The organism is Fructilactobacillus sp. X1R3C1, from assembly GCF_059901545.1.
Map to the genome: position 1 here is coordinate 1 of NZ_JBWXUT010000014.1, position 1,228 is coordinate 1,228.

Here is a 1,228-nt window from a genome sequence, read left to right on the forward strand (position 1 = left end):
ATGCTTTGGCTGTCACTAGTACTTACAGAAGCACTGTCGCTATTGCTTGTGGAGATGCTTTGGCTGTCACTAGTACTTACAGAAGCACTGTCGCTATTGCTTGTGGAGATGCTTTGGCTGTCACTAGTACTCAATGAAGCACTATCACTGTTACTTGTTGAAACGCTTTGACTGCCACTGGTACTCAATGAGGTACTATCACTCATAGAGTTTCTCAGGCTATCACTGGTAGAAGTACTACCACTTACTGAGGAACTATCACTAGTACTTAGTGAATCGCTCTTAGTCGAGTTGCTTTCACTCATTGAGGTGCTAGTTGATCCACTGTCACTTAATGAAGTGCTGTTACTCTTACTAGTTGAGTCACTCAAGCTATCACTAGTACTTACGGAATCACTATCGCTAATTGAATTTTTATCGCTAGTAGATTGACTTAAACTATCACTGGTACTTACTGATTCACTCTTGGTTGAGTTACTTTCACTAATTGAGGTGCTAGTTGATCCACTGTCACTTAATGAAGTGCTGTTACTCTTACTAGTTGAGTTACTCAAACTATCACTAGTGCTGATGGAGTCACTCTTGGTGGAGTTACTTTCGCTCATTGAGGTGCTAGTAGACTCACTATCGCTTAAGGAAGTACTGCCACTCTTACTAGTTGAAGCACTTAAGCTGTCGCTTGTACTTAATGAGTCACTCTTGCTTGTGGATGTGCTTAAACTGTCACTAGTACTTACAGATCTACTCTTACTAGTTGATTCGCTTAAGCTCTCACTTGTGCTCAATGAATCACTCTTGGTTGAGTTGCTTTCGCTCACTGAAGTACTAGTTGATTCACTATCACTTAATGAAGTGCTGCCACTCTTGCTAGTTGAAGTGCTCTGGCTGTCGCTGGTACTTAACGAATCACTCTTAGTGGAATCACTTTCACTAATTGAAGTGCTGGTCGATTCACTATCACTCAATGAAACAGAGTCGCTCTTACTTGTAGATTCACTCAAACTATCGCTCGTGCTTAATGAATCACTCTTAGTTGAGTTACTTTCGCTCATTGAGGTGCTATTTGATTCACTGTCACTTAATGAAGTACTGCCGCTCTTACTAGTTGAAGCACTTAAGCTGTCGCTTGTACTTAATGAATCGCTCTTGGTGGAGTTACTTTCGCTCATTGAAGTGCTATTTGATTCGCTACCGCTTAATGAGGTACTGCCACTCTTGCTAGTAGATT

General features: G+C 41.3%; 1 pseudogene. It reads right to left on the reverse strand.

The features are described from left to right. Positions 1-1,169, reverse strand: a pseudogene (locus tag AC6UD8_RS07000) (hypothetical protein); the annotation flags it as partial. Between the last annotated feature and the right edge of the window lie 59 nt (positions 1,170-1,228).